The sequence below is a fragment of the Qipengyuania gaetbuli genome (assembly GCF_020524765.1).
GTDB classification, from domain to species: domain Bacteria; phylum Pseudomonadota; class Alphaproteobacteria; order Sphingomonadales; family Sphingomonadaceae; genus Qipengyuania; species Qipengyuania gaetbuli_A.
Map to the genome: position 1 here is coordinate 823,931 of NZ_JAIVLR010000001.1, position 22,340 is coordinate 846,270.

The 22,340-nt window shown below is 65.5% G+C and carries 17 protein-coding genes and 1 riboswitch; of the genes, 2 read left to right on the forward strand and 15 right to left on the reverse strand.

Translation table 11 applies throughout. The features are described 5' to 3' along the window. Window positions 1–3 precede the first annotated feature (3 nt). A complete protein-coding gene (locus LC083_RS04250) occupies window positions 4–804 on the forward strand; it encodes an NTP transferase domain-containing protein (protein WP_226699320.1) in 801 nt (266 codons plus the stop codon). Between the two features lie 4 nt (window positions 805–808). Here the strand turns inward: LC083_RS04250 and gcvPB are convergent, their stop codons facing one another. The 10 genes from gcvPB to LC083_RS04300 form a co-directional block, all read right to left on the reverse strand. Further along, window positions 809–2,380, reverse strand: a complete 1,572-nt coding sequence (gcvPB, locus tag LC083_RS04255; RefSeq protein WP_226699321.1) for an aminomethyl-transferring glycine dehydrogenase subunit GcvPB — start codon at window positions 2,378–2,380, stop codon at window positions 809–811. After that, on the reverse strand, window positions 2,377–3,738 hold the full coding sequence (gene gcvPA, locus LC083_RS04260; protein ID WP_226699322.1) for an aminomethyl-transferring glycine dehydrogenase subunit GcvPA: 1,362 nt from the start codon (window positions 3,736–3,738) through the stop codon (window positions 2,377–2,379). Before gcvPA ends, gcvPB begins: the two co-directional genes overlap by 4 nt. A 38-nt stretch (window positions 3,739–3,776) precedes the next feature. Further along, window positions 3,777–4,148 carry a glycine cleavage system protein GcvH gene (gene gcvH / locus LC083_RS04265; RefSeq protein WP_160608214.1) on the reverse strand — a complete coding sequence of 124 codons (372 nt, stop codon included), beginning with the start codon at window positions 4,146–4,148 and terminating at the stop codon, window positions 3,777–3,779. Window positions 4,149–4,151: 3 nt separating this feature from the next. After that, complete coding sequence (gene gcvT / locus LC083_RS04270) at window positions 4,152–5,327, reverse strand: glycine cleavage system aminomethyltransferase GcvT (RefSeq protein ID WP_226699323.1); 1,176 nt, start codon at window positions 5,325–5,327, stop codon at window positions 4,152–4,154. 161 nt (window positions 5,328–5,488) lie between these two features. Beyond that, window positions 5,489–5,583: riboswitch (glycine riboswitch) on the reverse strand. 85 nt (window positions 5,584–5,668) lie between these two features. Beyond that, a complete protein-coding gene (locus LC083_RS04275; protein ID WP_226699324.1) occupies window positions 5,669–6,853 on the reverse strand; it encodes a serine hydrolase domain-containing protein in 1,185 nt (394 codons plus the stop codon). Between the two features lie 37 nt (window positions 6,854–6,890). Continuing rightward, window positions 6,891–7,832: a sulfite exporter TauE/SafE family protein gene (locus tag LC083_RS04280; RefSeq protein WP_226699325.1), complete on the reverse strand. Its 942-nt coding sequence runs from the start codon at window positions 7,830–7,832 to the stop codon at window positions 6,891–6,893. After that, a complete protein-coding gene (gene metH / locus LC083_RS04285; protein ID WP_226699326.1) occupies window positions 7,808–10,414 on the reverse strand; it encodes a methionine synthase in 2,607 nt (868 codons plus the stop codon). The genes LC083_RS04280 and metH overlap by 25 nt, the downstream gene beginning before the upstream one ends. Beyond that, a complete protein-coding gene (locus LC083_RS04290; RefSeq protein ID WP_226699327.1) occupies window positions 10,414–11,454 on the reverse strand; it encodes a homocysteine S-methyltransferase family protein in 1,041 nt (346 codons plus the stop codon). The genes metH and LC083_RS04290 overlap by 1 nt, the downstream gene beginning before the upstream one ends. A gap of 1 nt (window position 11,455) precedes the next feature. Beyond that, window positions 11,456–12,355: a methylenetetrahydrofolate reductase [NAD(P)H] gene (metF, locus tag LC083_RS04295; protein WP_413469448.1), complete on the reverse strand. Its 900-nt coding sequence runs from the start codon at window positions 12,353–12,355 to the stop codon at window positions 11,456–11,458. 17 nt (window positions 12,356–12,372) lie between these two features. Then, window positions 12,373–13,332, reverse strand: coding sequence for an ArsR/SmtB family transcription factor (locus LC083_RS04300; protein WP_226699329.1), 960 nt, complete (start codon window positions 13,330–13,332; stop codon window positions 12,373–12,375). 261 nt (window positions 13,333–13,593) lie between these two features. On the opposite strand from LC083_RS04300, the gene LC083_RS04305 reads away from it, so the two are divergent. After that, entirely contained in the window at window positions 13,594–15,621 is a 2,028-nt protein-coding gene (locus tag LC083_RS04305; RefSeq protein WP_226699330.1) for a glycoside hydrolase family 3 C-terminal domain-containing protein, read from the forward strand. A gap of 2 nt (window positions 15,622–15,623) precedes the next feature. On the opposite strand, the gene LC083_RS04310 is transcribed toward LC083_RS04305, so the two are convergent. From LC083_RS04310 to LC083_RS04330, 5 genes are all read right to left on the reverse strand, one after another. Further along, window positions 15,624–16,613: a DUF2891 domain-containing protein gene (locus LC083_RS04310; protein WP_226699331.1), complete on the reverse strand. Its 990-nt coding sequence runs from the start codon at window positions 16,611–16,613 to the stop codon at window positions 15,624–15,626. Beyond that, window positions 16,604–17,554: a DUF979 domain-containing protein gene (locus LC083_RS04315; protein ID WP_226699332.1), complete on the reverse strand. Its 951-nt coding sequence runs from the start codon at window positions 17,552–17,554 to the stop codon at window positions 16,604–16,606. The genes LC083_RS04310 and LC083_RS04315 overlap by 10 nt, the downstream gene beginning before the upstream one ends. Further along, complete coding sequence (locus LC083_RS04320; protein ID WP_226699333.1) at window positions 17,551–18,222, reverse strand: DUF969 domain-containing protein; 672 nt, start codon at window positions 18,220–18,222, stop codon at window positions 17,551–17,553. The genes LC083_RS04315 and LC083_RS04320 overlap by 4 nt, the downstream gene beginning before the upstream one ends. Next, window positions 18,219–21,770: a hydantoinase B/oxoprolinase family protein gene (locus tag LC083_RS04325; protein ID WP_226699334.1), complete on the reverse strand. Its 3,552-nt coding sequence runs from the start codon at window positions 21,768–21,770 to the stop codon at window positions 18,219–18,221. Before LC083_RS04325 ends, LC083_RS04320 begins: the two co-directional genes overlap by 4 nt. 100 nt (window positions 21,771–21,870) lie before the next feature. After that, entirely contained in the window at window positions 21,871–22,275 is a 405-nt protein-coding gene (locus LC083_RS04330; protein WP_226699335.1) for a hypothetical protein, read from the reverse strand. Window positions 22,276–22,340 lie beyond the last annotated feature (65 nt).

Below are 22,340 nucleotides of genomic sequence, written 5' to 3' on the forward strand. Positions count from 1 at the left end.
CTCATGAGCCTGAACGAGAACCAAAAAGTCACTGCTCTGGTCTTGGCGGGAAAACGGTCCGGAGCGCTCGACCCCTTGGCCGAGGCGGCAGGCGTTGCGCAAAAATGTGTCGTCCCGGTGGCGGGCAAGCCGCTGGTCGAGCATGTGGTCACTGCCCTCGCGGATTGCCCCGAAGTGGGCGACATCCGCGTAGTCGCGCACGAGCCTGACGAAATCGCTGCCATCGATGCGGTCGCCGCTTTGGCCGCGCAAGGCCGTCTCACTTTCCGGACCGGCGCGCACAATCTCGTCGACAGTATCTTTGCAGGCGCGGAAGGAGCCTCGTTCCCGCTTGTCGTCACCACCGCCGACAATTGCCTTTGGCGGGCCGAAGATTATTCCGAATTCATCGCCAAGGCGCTGTCCGCCGGAGCCGACGCCGGTGCCGCCCTCGCCCGCAAGGAAGATGTACAGGCCGCCGATCCGCGCGGGCAGGCGAAATTCTACCAGTTTGCCGATGGCGGCTTTTCGAACTGCAACACCTACTGGGTCGGCAGCGAGAAGGCGTTGAAAGCCGCCGAAGTCATGCGCGGCGGCGGACAGTTCGTGAAGCACCCGATGCGCATCGCGCAGGCCTTCGGCTTCATGAACCTGATCCGCTTTTACCTCGGCAACGGCACGCGCGAGAAGCTGTTCGGCCAGGTCGGCCGCCGCATGGGGTTGAAGATGGAACCGGTCGTCATGTCGAACGGCACTTGCGCCATCGACGTCGACAACCGGCGCACATGGGAAGTCACCGACCGGTTGCTGCGCGAACGCAGCTGACCGGTCAGGCCATGTTCGGGTCGTTCCAGGCGAGCACCGGCTTGCGGGCGGCCTGCGTTTCGTCGAGGCGACGACGCGGCGCGTAGTGCGGCGCGGTCTTCATAGTCTCGTCACCCGCCTTAGCCCGTTCCGCAACGCTGCGCAGCGCCATGATGAACTGGTCGAGCGCCGCCTTGCTCTCGGTCTCGGTCGGCTCCACCAGCATCGCGCCGTGCACCACCAGCGGGAAGTACATGGTCATCGGGTGGTAGCCCTCGTCGATCAGCGCCTTGGCGAGATCGAGCGTCGAGAGGCCCTCTGCGAAACCGTCGTCCGAGAACAGCGCCTCGTGCATGCACGGACCGCTCGGCCCGAAGGGCGCATCGAGTACGTCTTCCAGGCTGCGCAGGATGTAATTGGCGTTGAGGACCGCGTCTTCCGCCACCTGCTTGAGACCGTCCGCGCCGTGGCTGAGGATATAGGTCAGCGCGCGGGTGAACATGCCCATCTGGCCGTGGAAGGCAGTCATGCGGCCGAAGGCCTGCACATGGCCGTAATCGGCGGCGTTCTCTTCCTCGACGAGATGGACCACGCCATCGGTAGTGCGCGCCGTGAAGGGCAGCGGACCGAAGGGCGATAGCGCCTCGGACAGCACCACCGGGCCCGAACCCGGGCCGCCGCCGCCGTGCGGGGTGGAGAAGGTCTTGTGCAAATTGATGTGCATCGCATCGACGCCGAGGTCGCCGGGGCGCACCTTGCCCACGATGGCGTTGAAGTTCGCGCCGTCGCAATAGACGAACCCGCCGGCCGCGTGCACCGCGTCCGAGATCGCCTTCATGTCGCGTTCGAACAGGCCGCAGGTGTTGGGGTTGGTAATCATAACCGCCGCAACATCGGGACCGAGGCGGGCCTTCAGGGCCTCCAGGTCGACGCGCCCTTCCGGGGTCGCGGGGATGTCCTCGACTTCGTAGCCGGCAAAGGCGGCAGTGGCCGGATTGGTGCCGTGGGCGCTTTCGGGCACCAGCACGACCTTGCGCGCATCACCGCGGGCTTCGAGTGCGGCGCGAATGCACAGGATGCCGCACAGTTCGCCATGCGCGCCTGCCTTGGGGCTCATCGCGACGCCGTGCATGCCGGTCAGCTCGATCAGCCAGTGAGCGAGCTCGTTGATGACTTCCAGCGCACCGGGCACGGTCTGCACCGGCTGGAGCGGGTGGACATCGGCGAAGCCGGGCATCCGCGCGACCTTCTCGTTGAGGCGCGGATTGTGCTTCATCGTGCAGCTTCCGAGCGGGAAGAGGCCGAGATCGATCGCATAGTTCTGGCGCGAGAGGCGCGTGTAGTGACGCACGGTTTCCGGCTCGGACAGGCCGGGCAGGCCGATCGCAGCTGCACGCTCCATGCCGCCGAGGCGCGTGGTAGCGCCGGAAGGTTCGGGTAGATCGACGCCGGTCGTCTCGACATGGCCGATTTCGAACAGCAGCGGCTCTTCGAGCATCAGCGCACGGTTGCCGGTCACGGTATCGGGACCGCTCATCGCATTGTGGTCCTGCACGGGAGTGCCGGGCTTCCAGCCGGACTGGTTGGGCGCGTTCATGCCAGCACCTCCTCGAGTGCGGAGGCAAGGGTTTCGACATCCTCCTCCGTGGTGGTTTCGGTGACCGCGACCAGCAGGCCGTCGGCCAGTTCCTCATTGTCCGGATAAAGCCGGCCCAGCGACACGCCGCCGAGAATGCCCCGGTCGGCCAGCTTGCGCACGACCTTGCGCGCGTCCTGACCGAGGCGGACGGTGAATTCGTTGAAGAAGCTGTCGTTGAGCACGCTCACGCCGGGGACCTTGGCCAGCCGGTCGGCGGCGTGGCAGGCGAGGCGGTGGTTTTCCATCGCCAGACGGCGCAGACCCTTCTCGCCGAGCAGCGTCATGTGGACGCTGAAGGCAAGTGCGCAGAGGCCCGAGTTGGTGCAGATGTTGCTCGTCGCCTTCTCGCGGCGGATGTGCTGCTCGCGCGTGGACAGCGTCAGGACGAAGCCGCGCTTGCCCTCGGCGTCGACAGTCTCGCCGCACAGGCGGCCGGGCATCTGGCGCACGTGCTTGGGATCGCGCACCGCAAAGAGACCGAGGTAGGGACCCCCGAACTGGAGGCCCACGCCGATCGACTGGCCTTCGCCCACGACGATATCCGCACCCTGTTCGCCCGGCGACTTGATCGCGCCCAGCGCCACCGGCTCGGTGTTGACGACGATCAGCAGCGCGCCCTTTTCATGCGCGGCATCGGCGATCTGCTGGAGGTCGGGCAGGCGGCCGAGGATGTCGGGATACTGGACCACGACGCAGGAGGTCTGGTCGTCTATCCGCGCAATCAGCCCGTCATTGTCGGGCTGCGCCTGCAGTGCCGGGCGCGCGTGGGCGATCTCGTCCTCGGTGAACTTTGCCATGGTCTTCACGACCTCGGAATAATGCGGGTGCAGCGCGCCCGAGAGCACGACGCGCTTCTTGCGCGTTACGCGCCCCGCCATCGCGACCGCTTCCCAGCACGCGGTCGAACCGTCGTACATCGAGGCGTTGGCGACCGCGCAGCCGTAAAGGCGTGCCACCTGCGTCTGGAATTCGAACAGCATCTGCAGCGTGCCCTGCGCGATTTCCGGCTGGTAGGGCGTGTAGGCAGTAAGGAACTCGCCGCGCTGGATGATGTGGTCGACGCTGGCCGGCACGTGGTGGCGATAGGCCCCCGCCCCGAGGAAGAAGGCCGCATCCGCCGCCGCGAGGTTCTTCTTCGACAGTCGCCGCATGTGCTTTTCGACCGCCATTTCGCTGGCGTGCATCGGCAGGCCTTCGATCGGGCCGGACAGGCGTGCCGCTTCCGGCACGTCGACGAACAGCGCATCCACATCGGGAGCGCCGATCTTTTCCAGCATGGCCGAACGGTCGGCATCGGTAAGCGGCAGGTAACGCATCTTGGAAAAACCCCTAGTGCCCTTTGCGGGCAGTCAGATCAGAGACCGTCGCAGAAGCTCTTGTAGGCAGCCTGGTCCATCAGGCCTTCGAGCTGCGACTTGTCGGAGACGGTCATACGGAAGAACCAGCCGTCCTCTTCGGGCGAGCTGTTTACCAGCGCCGGATCGTCTTCCAGCGCGCCGTTGGCCTCGGTCACTTCTCCGCTGATCGGCGCATAGACGTCGCTCGCGGCCTTGACGCTTTCGACCACGGCGGCGTCCTTGCCCTTTTCGAGCATGGTGCCCACGCTCGGCAGTTCGACGAAGACGATGTCGCCGAGCTGACCCTGTGCGTAATCGGTAATGCCGACCGTGGCGGTGTCGCCTTCGAGGTCGATCCATTCGTGTTCGTCGGTGAAGTAACGGGCCATGTGTCAGTTCCCTCTGTGATAGCGATGGGGGACGAAGGGCATGGGTACGACCTTCGCCGGCAGTCTCTTGTTACGAACCTCGATCTCGACCTCGGTTCCCGGTTCGGTATGGCTTTGCGCCAGATAGCCCATGGCGATGGGCGCGCCGAGCGTGGGCGAGAAGCCGCCGCTGGTAATGCGGCCGATCTGCTTGTCGCCGTCGAACACCAGCGCACCTTCGCGGGCGGGCAGGCGCCCTTCGAGCGAGAGGCCGACGCGCTTTTCGGCCGGACCTTCGTTGAAGACCTTCATCACCGCCTCGTGACCCATCCAGCCACCTTCCTCGCGGCGCTTCTTGGTCAGCGCAAAGACGAGCTCGGCGGATACCGGATCGGTTTCGGTGGTGATGTCATGGCCGTAGAGCGGGAGGCCCGCTTCGAGGCGCAGGGAATCGCGTGCACCAAGGCCGACCGGACGAACCTCGATTTCGGCGCACAGGCGATCGCACAGGCTCTCGGCGAATTCGGCCGGGACCGAGATTTCGAACCCGTCCTCGCCGGTATAGCCGGCGCGCGTGATGCGCAGCGGCCATTCGCCGAAGTCGTGCGTCACGCTTTCCATGAACACCATGTCGTCGATGACGTTGCGCATGACGCGGTTGAGCGCGGTCGCGGCGTTCGGACCCTGCAGGGCGATCAGCGCCTGTTCGTCGAGATGGGTCAGGGTAATTTCGTCAGGCAGGTGCTCGCGCAAATGGGCGATATCATCCCACTTGGTCGCGCCGTTGACAACGAGGTAATAGGCCGGATCGCCCCAGTGCCCTTCGGTGCCGGCTTCCTCGTCGGCCTCGATCCAGGGCGTGGCATTGGTGACCATGAGGTCGTCGATGATGCCGCCGTTCTCGTCGATCAGCAGCGAATAGCGCACCTTGCCCGGCTTCAGCGAGGCGATTGCGCCGGGCAGCAGCTTCTCGAGCTCTTCCGCAACGTTCTCGCCAGTCAGCATGAGCTGGCCCATGTGGCTCACATCGAACAGGCCCGCCTGGGTGCGTGTCCATTCGTGTTCAGCGACGATGCCGTCGAACTGGATCGGCATTTCATAGCCGGCAAAGGGCACCATGCGCGCGCCCTTGCGGTGATGCCACGCGTCCAGCGGCAGCTGCTCGATTTCCTGCACAATGTCGTCGTTATCGTCGCTCAAGACCCGTCCTCAAAGCCAAGCATGGCAGCGCCCGGAGCGGACGCCGTTACAACCCATGCCCCCTCTGTCGGGTGACCTGAGAGACTGGCCTGCAAATGAGCAGGTTTACCCCTTCGGTGGCGCATCGCGACTTGCACGAAGCGCGCTTTCCAGAGTGTCGATGGCAGCGCACGGTCCTGAGGCCTGAGAGTTTCCGGGGCGGTTGCTCCTTCGGCGCTGGCGGGTGTCCCCGGACCAGCTCTCCCATGCGCGCCTGCCGCAGAATCGCTTCCGTGGCCGACGCGAAACGCCCTGCGCGATAAGCGGGGCGCGGTCAATTCCCCAAGGCAGCCGAAGTGCGCCTATTTCCCCGCTCTCGCAGCCTTTTCCATTGCACGGCGGACCAGCCTGACCTCTTCGGGCGCAAAACCGCCTTCGTCGGGCGCGGTGCGGTCGGGCACGGAGGAGGTGAAATAGGCGATGCCGCGTCCTCCGACCGGATCGAACCACAGGCCCGATCGCAGGCCGTAGGCCTCTCCCGCATGGCCGACATAGGCTTTGCCGTCCCCGACAAGCGTGTCGGCACAGGGGGCGGGCCGCATCTGGATTGCCTGGAAGCCCAGTGCATAGGCGCAAAAAAAGTCTTCCTCGTTCGGGGCGACGAGGCCCAGCGAAGTGCCGATCTGGCCCCAGCGGCGCGCCGAGACCACGCGTTCATCGACCGTGACCAGCGCCTGGCCGAGCCGTGCAAGGTCGAGCATCCCGATCCTCACCCCGCCCTGCGGCGAGAAGATCGAGGCATTGGTGCCCGGCACATAACCGTCGAGCGTACAGGGGATGCCCTCGGCGACGGGGAAAGTACAGTTGGGCGGGAGGTCTGCGGCATCGTCGCGCGCTACTTCGCCCGTGCTGCGATAGAGCGTCACGGCCCGCGCAATGGTGTCCGGCTCGCAGCCGATCCAGTTGAGACAGGCATCGATGCCGAGCGGGGCAAAGACCAGCCGGTCGACGAGGCGGTCGTAGCGCTCCCCGCTCGCCGCCTCGAGCACGGTTGCCACCACCGGCGAGCCGAGATTGGCATATTCGAACGGCGCTTCGCCCGGGGATGCTTCGGCATACCATGCGCCGGGTTCGGAAAGCTTCGCCTCGAGGCTTTCGCCGAGCGGGATGACATAGCCCGCACCGTCGCGCAGGCCGGAGCGGTGGGACAGGATCTGCGCGACCGTAACCGGTGCGTCGGGAAAAGCGGGGTTGCGCAGTTTCCAGCCGAGATAGCGTGACACGTCGGCGTAGGGATCGAACTTGCCCTCGTCCGCCAGCTTCATCGCGGCGAGCGCCATGACCAGTTTTGAAATGCTCGCAATCCGCACCGGATCGTTCGCTTGGACCGCCCTGCCGCTGTCGCGGTCTGCCAGCCCCTCCACGATAACCGGCTCCGCGCTCTCGGCATCGAAGAGCACGGCAACCGCCGCGGGCCGTTGCTGAGCCGGCAGGCTGGCGCAGGCCGGCAGCATCATGAGGGCGGCTATGGCAGGAGCGATCCGCATGGTAGGCGACGATTGCCGCACCCTGCGCGCCTGTCAATCAGCCGCGGTTGAGCCAGAGGAGATAGAGTGCCGACAACACGATCCATCCGCCGTCCAGTGTCTTGAGCCGCCGTGCGCCGAGCCACAGCGCGATGGGGCGCGCAAGGAAGCCGCCAAGTGCCGCACCGGGCCCTGCGAGCAGCACGACTTCCCACTGTATGGTGCCCGCATCGATATGCCAGATAGCGCCGCTAATGACGCTGACCGAGGAGATCAGGCAGGCGGCACCCGTGCACAGCAGCACCGGATAATGCCGGATGAAAAGATAGAGCGCGACCAGTTCGCCGATCCCAACGGAGAACAGGGCAGTGAGCACGCCGCCCGGGATAGCCAAGACCAGGAGTACTATCAGGTCGAAGCGCTCGAGCCGGTCTTTTTCGGGCCGGGCGAGATTGACCGTCCACGTGGAGGCGATCAGGGCAATGCCGAGCAGGATGGAAAAACCCTTGTAACCCATCAGCACCGCATGCTGGTCGAACGACGTCAGCCGCTGCGTCAAGAGCATTGCGGGCAGCGACAGGGCCAGGACGGCAAGCGCGACAGTGAAGAAATCGCGGGGCGACACTACCGCGTGCAGCGGCTCCGGCTCGGGCTGGTGATACAGGCGATCGGTCCAGCGCAGCGCGCCCATCGTCATGCCGAAACTCTGGATGCACATGGAGACGCCGACCACCTGCAGCGGCTGCAGGTCCATCACGCTCCATTCGCGCAGCGCGTTGAACACCGGCACGAAGACCACGCCGCCGCCGGTGCCCGAGGTGTTTGCGATAATCGCGCCGATGACACCGATGCCGGGCAGGAACCACAGCCGCCCCATCAACTCCGGATCGAAGGGAACGGAGAGCAACAGCAGGGCATAGGCGACCAGCAGCACGCAGCCGCCGATCACTACCAGCCGCCCCTTGGGCAGCGCGCTCAGTCCAGATTGGGTCGCAGCCATCTCTCGGCCGTCGCAATATCCACGCCGCGGCGGCGCGCATAGTCTTCCAATTGGTCGCGCCCGATGCGGGCAACGCCGAAATACTGGCTTTCTGGATGACCGAAGTAGAAGCCGCTGACTGCCGCCGTCGGATACATGGCGAAATTCTCGGTCAGCGTGATGCCGGTGCGCTCTTCCGCCTCCAGCAGGTCGAACAGGACCGGCTTCAGGCTGTGGTCGGGACAGGCGGGATAGCCCGGCGCCGGACGGATGCCGCGGTATTCCTCCTTGATCAGCGCTTCGTTGGTGAGCTGTTCCTGCGGCGCATAACCCCACAGGTCGGTCCGCACGTGCTGGTGCAGCGCCTCTGCAAAGGCTTCCGCGAACCGGTCGGCCAGCGCCTTCAACAGGATGTCGGAGTAATCGTCCTTGTCCTCGATGAAGCGCTTCGAATGCTCCTCGATACCGTGGATGCCGACGGCAAATCCGCCAAGCCAGTCACCGGCCGGATCGATGAAATCGGCCAGGCACATGTTCGCGCGGTCGCGGCTCTTCTTCACTTGCTGGCGCAGGAAGGGCAGGACGGTATGCGTTTCGCCCTCCGGATCGTGGATGGTCACGTCGTCCCCGTCACGCGCGCAGGGCCAGAAGCCGGCGACGCCGCGTGCGGTCAGCCATTTGCCCTCGATGATCCGGTCGAGCATCGCATTGGCATCGGCGAACAATTGCTGCGCCGTTTCGCCCACCACCTCGTCCTTGAGGATGGCGGGATAGGTGCCGTGCAATTCCCAGGCGCGGAAGAACGGGGTCCAGTCGATGTACTGGCGAAGATGGGCCAGGTCCCAGTCCTCGAACGTGTGCAGCCCCGGCTTCAACGGCGGTGCGGCCTTGTCCGACAGGAAGGCGTCGTAGAAATTGGCCCGCGCTTCTTCGAGGCTCAGCAATACGCTCTGGCCCTTGCCTGCACGCGCATCGCGGACCTTCTCGTATTCGGCGGCGGTCGTGTCCACGAATTCGTCGCGCTGCGTGTCCGAGAGCAGGCGGCTGGCCACGCCGACCGCGCGGCTCGCATCGAGCACGTGGATCACCGGCCCGTCATAGGCAGGATCGATGCGCAGGGCCGTGTGGACCTTGCTGGTCGTCGCACCGCCAATGAGCAGCGGCATGGTCATGCCGGCACGATTCATCTCCTCGGCAACGGTGACCATCTCGTCAAGCGAGGGGGTGATGAGGCCCGACAGGCCGATCATGTCGGCATCGTTCTCGTTCGCTACCGCCAGGATCTGCGACCACGGCACCATCACGCCGAGATCGATCACCTCGTAGCCATTGCACTGCAGGACCACGCCGACGATGTTTTTGCCGATATCGTGGACGTCGCCCTTCACCGTGGCCATGACGATCCGGCCCTTGGCCTTGGCACCTTCCTCCTTCTCCGCTTCGATGAAAGGGATGAGATGGGCGACCGCCTTCTTCATGACGCGGGCGGATTTCACCACCTGCGGGAGGAACATCTTGCCGCTGCCGAATAGGTCGCCGACGACGTTCATGCCGTCCATCAGCGGGCCTTCGATGACCTCGATCGGGCGGTCGAACTGCTGGCGCGCTTCTTCCGTATCGTCGACGACATGGGCGTCGATGCCCTTGACGAGCGCATGTTCCAGCCGGCGGGCGACCGGCCATCCGCGCCATTCCTCCTCGGCCTTCTCGTCGGCCGCGCTCTTGCCGCGATAGCTTTCGGCAAGCGCGATCAGGCGCTCGGTCGCGTCGGGACGACGCATCAGGATCACGTCTTCGCACGCTTCGCGAAGCTCGTTGTCGATCTGGTCGTAGACGTCGAGCTGGCCTGCATTGACGATCGCCATGTCGAGGCCGGCAGGGATCGCATGGTAGAGGAAGACCGAATGCATCGCGCGGCGCACCGTCTCGTTGCCGCGGAAACTGAAGGAGAGGTTCGACAGGCCGCCGCTGGTCCGCGCATGGGGGCAGCGCGCCTTGATCTCGCGCACCGCCTCGATGAAATCGAGACCGTAGCGGTCATGCTCCTCGATACCCGTCGCCACCGCGAAGATATTGGGATCGAAGATGATGTCTTCGGGCGGGAAGCCGATGCCGGTCAGCAAGTCATAGGCGCGCGCGCAGATTTCAACCTTGCGGTCCTTCGTATCGGCCTGCCCCTTCTCGTCGAAGGCCATGACGACCACGGCGGCGCCGTAATCCATGCACAGCCTCGCATGCTCGAGGAAAGCCTCCTCGCCCTCCTTCATGCTGATCGAATTGACGATCGGCTTGCCCGACACGCACTTAAGGCCTGCCTCGATCACTTCCCACTTGGAGCTGTCGATCATCACCGGCACGCGGGCGATATCGGGTTCGGCGGCAATGAGCTTGAGGAAGGTGGTCATCGCCCGCTCGGCATCGAGCAGGCCTTCGTCCATGTTGACGTCGATGACCTGCGCGCCGTTCTCGACCTGCTGGCGCGCGACCTCGACCGCCTTTTCGTAATCGTCGGCAAGGATCAGCTTCTTGAACGCCGCCGAACCGGTGACGTTGGTACGCTCGCCGATATTGACGAAGCGGGCGGTGGTACTGCTCCGGGTCATCAGGCGGCAATCGTGAAAGGTTCGAGGCCCGCAAGGCGCATGCCGGGCGAAATCTCGGGGATTTGGCGAGGGGGCAGCCCCTTCACCGCCTCGGCCATGGCGGCGATATGCGCAGGCGTCGAACCGCAGCATCCGCCCAGCGCATTCAAGCGGCCGTTCTCCGCCCAGACCCGGGTCAGCGCCGCGGTGGTCTCAGGAACCTCGTCATACTCGCCCAGGTCGTTCGGAAGTCCTGCGTTGGGGTAGGCCATCAAATAGGTGTCCGCGATATTCGAAAGGATCTGGACGTGCGGACGCAGCTGTTCCGCACCGAAACTGCAGTTGAGGCCGATGGTCAGCGGTTTCGCGTGGCGCACGGTATACCAGAAGGCCTCCACCGTATGGCCCGAGAGGTTCCGGCCCGACAGGTCGGTCAGAGTGAGCGAGATCATCAGCGGAATATCGCGGCCAAGTTCGCGCTCCAGCTGCTTGATCGCCATGATCGCGGCCTTGCAATTGAGCGTGTCGAACACCGTTTCGACCAGAATGAAATCCGCGCCGCCTTCCAGCAGCGCGCGGCATTGCTCGACATAGACGTCGACGATCTCGTCGAAGGTCACTTCGCGAAAACCCGGGTCCTCGACGTCGGGCGAAAGCGACAACGTCTTGTTGGTCGGGCCAACCGCACCGGCAACGAAGCGGGCGACACCGTCTCCCCGCGCATCGACGGCTTCGCGGATGATCCGCGCCGCAGCGACATTGATGTCATGCACGAGCCCTTCGGCGCCGTAGTCCGCCTGGCTGATCCGGTTGGCGTTGAAGGTATTGGTCGCAAGGATGTGCGCGCCAGCGTCGATATAGCTGTCGCAGATCGCGCGGATGACCTGCGGCTGGGTCAGGTTGACGAGGTCGTTATTGCCCTTCTGGTCATGGGCCAGCCCGGTGCTGCCGGCATAATCTTCCGCTGCCAGCTTCGCGCGCTGGATTTCGGTCCCGTAAGGGCCGTCCTTGATGAGTATGGCTTTCGCGGCGGCAGCCTCGAACTCTTTACGCTTCGACATGTCAGGCCTTCGGGCGCAGGCCGAGCATGTGGCAGATCGCATAGCTCAGCTCGGCGCGGTTGAGGGTGTAGAAGTGGAACTGGCGCACCCCGCCCGCATAGAGGCGGCGGCACAGTTCGGCAGCGATAGTGGCGCTCACCAGCTGGCGCGCCTCGGGGCGGTCGTCGAGACCGTCGAAAAGCCCCTCCATCCAGTGCGGGATAGCCGTGCCGCACAGGCCCGACATACGCTGGACGGCAGCGAAGCTGAGCACCGGCATGATGCCCGGGACGATCTCGCCCTCGATCCCGGCCGCGGCCGCACGGTCGCGGAACTCGAAGAAACACTGCGGATCGAAGAAGAACTGGGTGATGGCCCGCGTCGCGCCGGCATCGAACTTGCGCTTGAGATTGTCGAGATCGGCCTGTCTATCGGGCGAATCCGGATGCACCTCCGGATAGGCGGCCACCGAGATCTCGAAGTCGGCCACCTTCTTGAGGCCCGCGATCAGCTCGGCCGCATTGGCATAGCCACCGGGGTGGGGCGTGTAGGCAGAGCCGCCATCCGGCGGATCGCCGCGCAGGGCGACGATGTGCCGCACGCCTTCTTCCCAGTATTCGCGTGCCACAGCATCGACCTCCTCGCGCGTGGCGTTGACGCAGGTCAGGTGTGCCGCAGCGGGCATCGAGGTTTCGTTGACGATCCGGCGCACCGCGGCATGGGTCCGCTCACGCGTGGAGCCGCCCGCGCCATAGGTCACCGACACGAAGCGCGGACCGAGCGGGGCCAGCGTTTCGACGCTGTGCCATAGAGTTTCGGCCATCGCCTCGGTCTTCGGAGGGAAGAATTCGAAGCTGACTTCGATATCGCCCGGCAGGCCGGAGAAGAGCGGCGTTTCGAGCGCGCGCTGGGCTTCGCGCATCTGGTCGAGCGTCGGGCTCAAGAGGCTTTCCTTCCTGCGGCCGCGCGGCGCTGCGCGACCCAAATCTTTACGGCCAGCTCGCCGTCTGCAAGGGCAATCGGGGTTTCAGGGTCGAACCCTGCATCGGCCAGTAGCCCTGCCATTTGTTCGTCGGAAAAGCCGAGGCGGGCATGCGCGTGGCGCTCGCGCAATTCCTCGCGCTGGTGAGCTGCAAAGTCGACGATGGCGACGCGTCCCCCGTTGCGCGTGACACGGGCGGCCTCGGCCAGGACGGTCGCGGGATTCTGCGCGAAATGCAGCACTTGGTGGAACAGCACGGTATCGAAGCTCGACGGGGCAAAGGGGAGTTGGGCGAAATCGCCCTGCACCAGCTCGACTCGCTCGGTCGGCAGGTGCTGGAGCTTTGCGCGGGCAACGCGCAGCATTGCAAGGCTCTTGTCGAGCGCGACGATATGGTCCGCTCCTCCGGCGAAAAGTTCCGCCATGCGGCCCGTGCCGGTTCCGATATCGAGCAGCCTGCCAAGCCGGTTGTCACCAAGCGCCCCGCGCAATGCCGTCTCCACCTCCGCGTCGGAAGAATGTAGCCGGCGTAGCTCGTCCCAATCATGCGCATGATCGGCGAAATACTGTTCGGCCTGCTCTTCCCGCGCGGCACGGATTTCCGCCAGCTTGCGGCGATCGTCCTCGCACAGGCCTGCGAATTCGGCATCCGATCGTTCGGCAGCTTCCAGCAGTATGCGCACGTCGCTGCACAATGCATCATCGGCGCGCGCACGCAGGAATATCCAGCTTCCTTCGCGGCGGCGCTCTGCAAGGCCGGCATCGCACAGGATGCCGATGTGGCGCGAAACGCGCGGCTGGCTCTGACCCAAGATCTGCGCAACCTCGCCCACAGCGAGCTCCATCGAACCCAGCACCCGCAGGATACGCAGGCGCGTCGGGTCGGCAAGCGCACGAAAGATGGCCTCGGTTCGCATGGAGCAACATATAAAGATATTTTTATATGTGTAAACGTAGCAAAATCGCAGTCGCCGAAAGGTGCCCTGCGTGCGACCGGCAAAGCCTTGGCGCTAACGGGAAATTTACCACCAGCCGCCAGAATTCTCCGCGAACCGTTCGCGGGGGCCCGTTCCCCGTATCCACCCCGTGCTTGCGGAGGGACAAATGGCGAAGCGCTCCCGCTCCCGGCCGATGCCGGCGCGACTGCCCCTCACGGGCAGGCGGGCGGAGGCGCGCGCATGATCCACCTGCTGCCCGACAGCGATTGCGAACGCGTCGTATCCGACCTACTCGCCTACATGACAGTCGAGGAAAAGGCCGGCCAACTCGCCATCGTCCAGGCGCCCGATCCTCAGGACCGGGCCGAAACCGAGGCTTTTGCCCGCGCCATCCGCGATGGCCGCGTCACCGCGGTCGAGGGGATAGGCTCGAAACTTCAGGCGGAAGCCTTCCAGCAGATCGCGATCGAGGAATCCCGGTTGGGCATTCCCTTGCTCTTCCCCGCCGAAACGGCGACCGGCGTAGACACCATCTTTCCCGCACCGCTCGCTGCTGCCGCCAGTTTCGACATGGATGCGATCGCCGCGGCGGAAAGCGTCATTGCGGACGAGGCCAACGCCCGCGGGATCAATTGGGCGCTAGGGCCCGAAGCGGGATACCTCCGGCCTACTACGGGCAGCGCCTATCCTGCTTCGGTAGAACAGGTCCAGCTTGCCGCCCGCATTGCCGCGGCGCGTGTCGCGGGACTGCAGGCGGCGGGCGACACGTCGCGCGAGAGCGTGCTTGCGTGCCTCGACCTTTCCCGCGTCCTTCGCCCCGGGAGCACCGCCGGGCGGCAGGAGATTGCCGATGCTTTGCGGATCGCTGCCCATGTCGCGCAGCAAGGCTATCTCGGTTCGATATCCTTCGGAGGTGCCGACACCAGTCACCGCGGCGCGCTCCAGCGCGCGTTCTCCTTCCTCCATGGCCCGGGTTCCTTCGAGGGCATGGTACTGTCTGAATGGCAGGCCCTGGCCGCGGCTGCACGAAACAGCGAACACGTGGAAATCGGCGATTACATGCCGATCGATGCCATTGTTTCGGCGGTCGAGAAGCGCGAAATTCCCCTCTCGCGGCTGGACGATGCGGCGGCCCGCGTCCTGCGCGCCAAATACGCACTCGGCCTGTTCAGCCTGCCGCTGGGACGCGAGGCGGTGCGCCGCCGGGGATCGCTCCCAACCCCGATACAGAACCGCCAAGCGGCGCTGGACCTCGCCAAGAAGTGCTGCGTGCTCCTGCGCAACGAGCCGACGATGCTGCCGCTTGGCGTCGATTCCGGCGACATTCTTGTCATCGGCAATGCCGCCAACGACCGGTCCCTTCCGGTCGCTGGGCGCGGCGGCCCGGGTGCCAGCGTCATCGACGGGCTGGAACAGCTCGGCATTCCCTACAAGTTCGCGCCCGGCCTCGCCCTGCGGCGCGAGAACGGGGCCGTCGGCCGGCTGGTCGAGGCCGACAGCATGGCCATCGGCATGGCCTGCGAAGCGGCCAAGCGTTCGCGCACGGTCGTAGTGGTGCTGGGCGAATGCGAGAACGGCAGACTGGCGGAAGCAGAGCACCAGCTCCTGTCCTCACTGCGCACGGTCACCGAGCGGATCGTCCTCGTCACGCTCGGCACGCTGCCGCTCGATCCGGTCGTGTCCGGCGGCCCGTTACCGGCCGTGCTCCACGCAGGGCAGCTGGGCACCATGAGCGGCCATGCCATCGCCGAGATCCTGACCGGCGAGGCTGCACCCTGCGGGAAGCTACCCGTGGCCATCCCGGCTAGCGAGCATAATCGCGGACTACCCTTCGGACATGGCCTCAACTATGCCGATTTCGCGTTGACCGACCTCACGCTCGACTTGGCGACCGACCACATCGTCGCCAGTGCCCAGCTGCGCAACATGGGCGAAATTTCAGGCGTTGAAACGGTCCAACTGTTCGTCCGCCGTTATCGTGGCCGCCACCTGCCCAGCCGGATGGACCTGCGCGATTTCGAGCGCGTCACCCTTGCACCAGGAGAACGGCAGACGGTCCGTTTCGAGCTAGCCCGCGAAGAGGTCGGCGAGTTCCGCGAGGACGGCCGACTGGTCGCCGAAGGAGGCACGCTCGACATTCGCATCGGCCTGTCGGCGGGCCGCACGCTCGGCGGGGAGATCGAACTTCCCGAAGCCGTCGCGCGCGCCATGGGCGGGTTCGTCAAGGGCTTGCCCGGCAGTGCCGCAGACAGCCGCCGCCGCGCCTGACCTCAGCCCTTTTCGAGCAGCGCCAGCAGGGCGAAGCTCGCCAGCCAGTGCTCGCCCATGTAATCGCCCGCGACATGGGGCATGGCAGCCTCTAGGTGTTCCTGCGCCCTTGCCTCCAGTAGCTCCTGCGCGGAATGATCGCCCAGCGCGCGTGAAGCTGCACGCAGGTTCCACGCCCGGCTGAGGTTCAACCCGTCGAGATGGGCGATCTTGCCATCGCTGCGGTCCGACACCGTTACGGGCCTGCACTCGCGCTCCACCCAGCCGTTCGACAGGACCAATCCGTCGAGCCACGGCGCGTACTGGAGTTGCGGCATGATGCGGCTCATCAGCAAGGCGACCGACAGGACGGGCGAGAGGAATTCATCGCCGCCCGGCTCCCACCCGGCATAGTCCCGCCGCCGGCCGTATGCGGCCAAGGCCCATTCGTCGATCGTCGCAACCAGAACGCAATCGCGCTCAAGCGCCCACTCGCGCGCCAGCGTGAGCGCGAAGGCGGAATTGTAATGCGAGCCGACGGTGATCGGATAGGTCAGGATGCGCAGGTAGTCTCGAAACAGTCCGGCAAAGGCACGGGCAAGCGGCTCAAGCCTCGCGCCCCAGTCCTTGTCGCTATGCCGCGCAGCCTCGTGGTGGAGATAGAGCAGCCACGCCCAGCCATAGGGCCGTTCGAAAGCGCGCGAGTAGGTCCGGCCCAGATAGGCGAGTTCGACTGCCAGCTTCTCCTCGGTGAAAGTGTTATCCGCCAGCGCGGCAATCTCCGCCGCTTCGGGCATGCCCGGATAGAGCCGGCGCAAGCTGAGCAGGGTCCACCAGCCGTGAACGCAGCTATGCCAGTCGAAACTGCCGAAGAAGACGGGATGCGCCTCACGCGGGGGGCGCACGTCGTGTTCGCCCTCGAACACGTGGTCGTCCTTGTAGGGATAGGGCCGCGCCACGTGGCCCAGTGCAGTGCGCGCGAAATGGCGGGCAATGTCTTCGGTCAGCTCCACAGCAGGAATGCTCCGACATAGATGATCACGACATTGCAGACCCACAGCGGCAATGCGGTGCCGACCTGCTGGCGGATGACGGCGTTCTGGTCCTTCAGTTCGAGCAGCGCGGCAGGCACGATGTTAAAGTTGGCCGCCATCGGTGTCATCAGCGTCCCGCAGAACCCCGCGAGCATGCCGACCGCGCCGATCACCGCCGGATTACCGCCATAGCCTTCGACCAGCAGCGGGATGCCGATGGCTGCAGCCATGACCGGGAAGGCGGCAAAGGCATTGCCCATGATCATCGTGAAGAGCGCCATGCCCAGCGCGAAGACCACAACGGTAAGGAATATGCTGCCATCAGGAATGATCGCGCCCGCGATGCCGCCGATGATGTCGCCCACGCCTGCCAACGCGAATACCGCACCTAGGGCCGCGAGCATTTGCGGCAGGATACCGGCCCATCCGATCGAATCGAGGAGGCGGCGTCCCTCTTCCGCTGCCGCCAGGACCGGCGGCCTCAGCCAGAGCATCGCGGAAGTGAGCGCGATGAGCGTGCCGAGGCTGAAGAGGATCAGCGTTTCGCGGCGTTCGGCCAGTAGGCCGCTCTCGCTGAGCGGCGTGTAATTGTAGAGCAGCGTGCCAGCGACAGCCGTCAGGGGCACGATCAGGGCAGGAAGGAACAGCCGGTTGCCTAGTCTGTCGGAATGCGCCTGCCGCTCTTCCAGCGTCGTCGTGGCCGGGTCGCTGCGCTTGAGCAGGCCGAGCCCCGCAATGCCGACCAGCGCGAGGACGAGCACGCCATTTGCGAAATCGGATAAATGGCTGCCGAACAGGAAACTCGCTGCCAGCAGTCCCCAGAAGGCGGCATTGCCCCATTTCGCATCGCGCAGGGACAAGAGCGACCAGACAAGGAAGAAACCGCCTGTCAGGATATAGAGCCATTCGTAGGTAATCATGCCCCTGCCCTCCCCAGACGCCGGTCGAGCGAACGGATCCGCCAGCCGTGGATGATGAAGGCGCAGATCGCCGTGGGGATGGCCCAGACCGACAATTGCAGCGGGGTAAGCGGATAGCCGTAGCTTTCGAACACCCCCTGGATCAGCAGGATGGAGGCGATCGCGAAGAAGATGTCCTCGCCGAAGAACAGGCCGATATTGTCGGTTGCCGCCGACATGGCCTTGACCTTCTCGCGGTCTTCATCGGCCAGTTCGCCGTGTGATTTCTCCGCCGCGGCTTCCGCCATCGGGGCGACCAGCGGGCGGACCGTCTGCGGGTGGCCGCCAAGACTGGTGAGGCCCAGCGCCGCGGTAATCTGCCGGAACAGGAGGTAGATCGTCAGCAACTTGCCCATGGTTGCGCCGCGAATGCCCTCGATCACTGCGCGGGCGCGTTGCTGCAGCCCGTAGCGTTCGAGCAGGCCGATCACCGGCAGGATAATCCATGTGACCGAGATGTAGCGGTTGTCGTTGAAAGCCTTGCCCAGCGCCTCGATCACCGCGACGAGGTCTAGGCCGGCAAGGACGCCGGTCACCAGCGCCGCCGTGACGACCACCAGCAGCGGATTGAAGCGCAGCGCAAAGCCCGCCACCACGATGGCGATGCCGGCCAGCGGCCAGTAGTTCATTCCCGTTCCTCCCCATATCCGCCCCCGCCGGGCGTCAGAATGACGAAAGCGTCGCCCGGCCGCATCTCTGCATGTCCGGTCGCGCCCAATTCCTCGATGCTGCCATCGGCGCGCTCGACCCAGTTGCGCCCCGGCTGCGCATCGCCGCCGCCGCAAATCCCGCGCGGCGGGATTGCACGCCGGTTGGCGAGCATGTTTGCGCGCATGGGTTCGAAGAAGGTGACGCGCCGCTCCACTCCGTCTCCCCCGCGGTGCGCGCCCGTGCCTCCAGAGCCGCGCCTGATGGCGAAGCGGTCGAGCCGCACCGGCAGGCGCGTTTCCAGGATTTCGGGATCGGTCAGGCGCGAGTTGGTCATGTGGGTCTGCACCGCACTGGTCCCCTCGTGATCGGGCCCTGCGCCCGAGCCGCCGGCGATGGTCTCGTAATATTGGTGTCGCTCGCTTCCGAAGGTGAAATTGTTCATCGTACCCTGCGACGGCGCAAGGCGACCGGTCGCAGCGAACAGGGCGTCGGTCACGACCTGGCTGGTTTCGACATTGCCGGCCACGACCGCCGCGCCCGGCTCGGGGTCGAGCATCGAACCTTCGGGGACGACCAGTTCGACAGGCCGCAGGCAGCCGTCGTTCATGGGAATCGCGTCGTCGATCAACGTACGCAGGACATAGAGCGCCGCTGCGCGCGTGATGGAGCGCGGCGCGTTGAAATTGTCGGGCAACTGCATGCTCGTCCCGGTGAAATCGAACACGGCGCTGCGGCTTTCGCGGTCGATGCGGATAGCCACCCTGACTTCGGCGCCATTGTCCATCGGATAGGCGAAGCTGCCGTCGTCAAGCCGGTCCAGCAGCCGCCGCACACTTTCCTCCGCATTGGCGAGGACGTGGCCCATGTAGGCGGCGACCACCGCTTCGCCCTGGTCCCGAGCCGACTGGACGAGCAGCTCGCTCCCCCGCGTGCAGGCGGCCAGCTGGGCGCGCAAATCCGACAGATTGCGGTCCGGATTGCGCGCCGGATAGCGGGCCGATGCAAGGACTTCGCGCACGGCGTCCTCGCGGAAATACCCCTCGTCCACCATAAGGAGGTTGTCGATCAGGACACCCTCTTCCTCGATCGTGGCGCTTTCGGGCGGCATGGAACCCGGCGCGATGCCGCCAATGTCCGCATGGTGGCCGCGCGCCGCAACGAAGGCATCCGGTTCATCGCCAGTCTCGCCATAGAACACCGGCACGATGACGGTGATGTCGGGCAGATGCGTGCCGCCGCGATAGGGATCGTTGAGGACGTAGGCATCGCCGCGTCGGAAGCCGCGCCCGTCCCGGCGTTTACCGCGCGCCTCGATGACGCGGGCGATGCTGTCGCCCATCGAACCGAGGTGCACGGGGATATGCGGTGCATTGGCGATCAGCGCGCCGCTCGCATCGAACAGCGCGCAGGAGAAATCGAGCCGCTCCTTGATGTTCACCGAAGTCGCGGTCGACTGGAGGACCACGCCCATTTCCTCGGCAATGGCCATGAAGAGGTTGTTGAATATTTCGAGCCGGACAGGATCGACGACTGTTCCGGCGGCACGGTCACGTTCGAGCGCCTCGGTCCGGGTGAGCACCAGGCTTCCTTCCTCGGCTAGCCGCGCTTGCCATCCGCGTTCGACCACGGTTGTCGAGCCGGGGTCGATGACCAGCGCCAGTCCGGCAATTTCCTCGCCCACCTGCATGGCGCTGCGTTCCACCGTCGGCCATGTGCCGCTAGCGTTGCCTCTTGCTTCCTGCGGCTCTGCCTCGACTGCGCCGAGCCCACCCGAGGTGCCGCTGGCCTCCACGCTCAGCGCCTCCACGACAATGGGCGCAGTCTCGTCCGAATAGCCAAAGCGCTGGCGGTGCAGCCGGCGGAAGGCCGCGTCCATTTCCCGCGGCTCGCCGCAGGGTACGGCCAGCATGGAATCGCTGCCCGCAAAGCGCAGCCGCAAGCTCGCATCGATGCGGATATCCGCGACACCCTGCGCAGCAAGAGCATCGCGCGCCTCGGCTTCCAGCGCGGCCAGATCGGCAGAATAATCGTCGCCCAGCGCGCGCACCAGGCTGACCTCGCGGATCGTCTTCACGGGCGCAAGGCCGATGCCATAGGCGGACAGGATTCCGGCAAGCGGATGCACGAGGACGGTCTCGATGCCCAGTTCGTCGGCCACCTTGCAGGCGTGCTGCCCGCCCGCCCCGCCGAAGCAGGCCAGAGCATAGGCAGTCACGTCGTGCCCGCGCGCGACCGATATCTTGCGAATTGCATTGGCCATGGAATCGACCGCGATAGCGAGGAAGCCTTCGGCGATTTCCTCAAGCGGCCTTGCCTGTGGCAGCAATGCCGCCACTTCCTCCAGCCGCCGGCGTGCTGCTTCCGGATCGAGCGGTTCGTCGCCTGCGGGCCCGAAGACGCTCGGGAAGAAGGCCGGATCGAGCCTGCCGAGGAACAGGTTGCAATCGGTCACCGTCAGCGGCCCGCCCTTGCGGTAGCAGGCCGGCCCGGGATCAGCACCTGCGCTTTCCGGTCCGACGCGGAAGCGCGAGCCATCGAAGCGGCAGATCGAGCCGCCCCCGGCAGCCACCGTGTGTATCTGCATCATGGGCGCGGCCACACGCACACCTGCCACGACGCTATCGCCGGTCAGCTCGTACTCGCCCGAATAATGCGCGACATCCGTGCTGGTCCCGCCCATGTCGAAGCCGATGATCCTGTGATGCCCCAAGGGTGCGCTGGCCGCGACCATGCCAACCACGCCGCCGGCCGGACCGGACAGGATCGCGTCCTTGCCGCGAAATGCGCCGACTTCGGCGAGACCGCCGTTCGACTGCATGAAGCGCAGCCTCTCGGCCTCGGGTAGCTCCGCCTGCAGCCCGTCGGTATAGCGCCTGAGCACGGGCGAGAGGTAGGCATCGACCACGGTCGTATCGCCGCGCGGGACGAGCTTGATCAGCGGGCTGACCTCGTGGCTGACGCTGACCTGCGCGAAGCCCATCTCGCGCGCGATGGCAGCGATTTGCGCCTCGTGGTCACGGTATTTCCAGCCGTGTACCAGCACGATGGCAAGGGCATCGAAACCTTCCGTGCGCAGCTGTGCTAGATCGGCACGGACCTGCTCCTTGTCGAGCGGCTTGAGGACTTCGCCATCCACTCCGACGCGTTCGTCCACCTCGACCACGCGTGCAGGCAATTGTTCGGGCAGGACGATGTGGCGCGCGAAGATTTCCGGCCGCGCCTGCGTCCCGATGCGTAGGGTATCGCCGAACCCGCGCGTAATCAGCAGGGCCAGCCGCTCTCCCTTGCGCTCGAGCAGGGCATTGGTCGCAACCGTGGTCCCGACACGCAGTTCGGCAATCGGGCCCGGGCCGTGGCGTGCCATGAGGCGGCGCACTGCCTCGCTCGCCGCATCGGCATAATGGCCGGGGTTTTCGCTCAGCAGCTTGTCGGTCACCAGCCGCCCGTCGGGCGTGGTGGCGACAACGTCGGTAAAGGTCCCCCCGCGATCGATCGCGAAGCGCCATGCGGCTGCTCTCTCGCTCATCGCGCGCACCCTAGGCGCGCGCGCGGCTCATGCAAGACGCGATCGGACCGCCGCGCCGCGACACATCATGCGAAGGGCGCGGCGACACCGATAGTCGGAGTTAATCGGCGGCTTCTGCCGCGCGCGGCTTGACGGTGACGGTGGTGCCTTCGTCGGAAGTCGCAGTAAACGAACCGTCCGCTCCCCGCTCGCCTTCGGTCCAGCAAAGGCCATCCTCACCCGTCGGCGTGAAGCAGGACTTGCCGTCCACGACCGCCCAGGTGCCGGAAATCTGCGAACCGTCGGCAGCGGTCGCGACATAGGTCCCGTCGGCGCTGGTTTCCATCACGGACGCAGTACCGTCTTCCAAGGTCACGTCATAGGTGCCGGGCCCCGTACCATTGGCGGTCGTCATCTCAGGAGCTTCCGCAGCAGCCGGCGTTTCCTCGACAGCCGGTTCTTCTGCCGGTTCGGCAGTGCAGGCGACAAGGGTCAGTGGCAGGATGGCAATGGCAAGATAGCGCATGAGGTCTCTCCCTCCCGAAAGGGCGACCACAGGCGCTCTCTTACCACGCCTTCATCAAATGCGGA